The organism is Pedobacter sp. GQ55 (genome assembly GCF_059758925.1).
Genome location: NZ_JCAXEI010000025.1, coordinates 1 through 2,000, shown reverse-complemented (window position 1 = coordinate 2,000; position 2,000 = coordinate 1). Strand labels below are relative to the sequence as shown.

The following is a 2,000-nucleotide window of genomic DNA, read 5'->3' as shown; positions in this document are numbered from 1 at the left end:
ATGTAGTCCCGAGCAGATTTGAACTGCTGACCCCTACATTATCAGTGTAGTGCTCTAACCAAACTGAGCTACGGGACTTTATTCATTTCGCAAGGCCCTATGAGTGCTGATTTCTCATTTCACAAATCCTATGCTTAACTCATAATCCCCTGCTTAGTATGGAGCACTTTACTTTTGCTTCATCCTATGGGTTTTCTTTTTGAGATCTTTTGTCATTATATCATTTACGTAGCGAGTAGTCTAGTCTACTCCAGAAAGGAGGTATTCCAGCCGCACCTTCCGGTACGGCTACCTTGTTACGACTTAGCCCCAGTTATCGGTTTTACCCTAGGACGCTCCTTGCGGTTACATACTTTAGGTACCCCCAACTTCCATGGCTTGACGGGCGGTGTGTACAAGGCCCGGGAACGTATTCACCGCGTCATTGCTGATACGCGATTACTAGCGAATCCAACTTCAAGAGGTCGAGTTGCAGACCTCTATCCGAACTGTGAATGGCTTTTTGAGATTTGCTTGCTGTTGCCAGCTTGCTGCCCTCTGTACCATCCATTGTAGCACGTGTGTAGCCCCGGACGTAAGGGCCATGATGACTTGACGTCGTCCCCTCCTTCCTCTCTGTTTGCACAGGCAGTCTGTTTAGAGTCCCCACCTTAACGTGCTGGCAACTAAACATAGGGGTTGCGCTCGTTGCGGGACTTAACCCAACACCTCACGGCACGAGCTGACGACAGCCATGCAGCACCTAGTTTCGTGTGATTGCTCACTGATCTATCTCTAGATCATTCACTAACTTTCAAGCCCGGGTAAGGTTCCTCGCGTATCATCGAATTAAACCACATGCTCCTCCGCTTGTGCGGGCCCCCGTCAATTCCTTTGAGTTTCACCCTTGCGGGCGTACTCCCCAGGTGGAATACTTAACGCTTTCGCTTAGCCGCTAACTGTATATCGCTAACAGCGAGTATTCATCGTTTAGGGCGTGGACTACCAGGGTATCTAATCCTGTTTGATCCCCACGCTTTCGTGCCTCAGCGTCAATAAAACCATAGTAAGCTGCCTTCGCAATCGGTGTTCTGTGACATATCTATGCATTTCACCGCTACTTGTCACATTCCGCCTACCTCTAGTTCATTCAAGCTCATCAGTATCAAAGGCACTGCGATGGTTGAGCCACCGTCTTTCACCCCTGACTTAATAAGCCGCCTACGCACCCTTTAAACCCAATAAATCCGGATAACGCTTGGATCCTCCGTATTACCGCGGCTGCTGGCACGGAGTTAGCCGATCCTTATTCCTTCGGTACATTCAGCTATCTACACGTAGATAGGTTTATTCCCGAATAAAAGCAGTTTACGACCCAGAGGGCTGTCTTCCTGCACGCGGCATGGCTGGTTCAGAGTTCCCTCCATTGACCAATATTCCTTACTGCTGCCTCCCGTAGGAGTCTGGTCCGTGTCTCAGTACCAGTGTGGGGGGTCATCCTCTCAGATCCCCTAGTCATCGTCGCCTTGGTGGGCCGTTACCCCGCCAACTAGCTAATGACACGCATGCCCATCTCAATCCTATAAATATTTGAACATTGTACAATGCTGTACTGTGTTTTTATGCGGTGTTAATCCGAATTTCTTCGGGCTATCCCCCTGATTGAGGTAGGTTGCATACGCGTTACGCACCCGTGCGCCACTTTCATAAGGAGCAAGCCCCTTAATCTCGTTCGACTTGCATGTATTAGGCCTGCCGCTAGCGTTCATCCTGAGCCAGGATCAAACTCTCCATTGTAAAATGTTATCGTTTGAATCGCTGACCATTCTTAACTTGTTAATAATAGTCTGTATTCTTGTTTTTGTATTGTCTGTCAGAACTTGACTCGAAAATAATAGCGCAGGTTTCATGTACTTTGAATCTGTACTTTCTTACCTCGCTACGTTGATAAATGACATCTCTTTAATGAACTTCGCGGGTCACCTCACGGATCCCCTTCTTATATCTCTTTAAAGTCATGG

Annotated in this window: 1 tRNA gene and 1 rRNA gene; both read right to left on the bottom strand. The window is 48.0% G+C overall.

Features of this window, described 5'->3' with window-relative positions:
* Positions 1 to 3 precede the first annotated feature (3 nt).
* A tRNA-Ile gene (locus AC6CH7_RS26440) sits at positions 4 to 78 on the bottom strand.
* A 176-nt stretch (positions 79 to 254) separates the two neighbouring features.
* Positions 255 to 1,776 (bottom strand): 16S ribosomal RNA (locus tag AC6CH7_RS26435).
* Positions 1,777 to 2,000 lie beyond the last annotated feature (224 nt).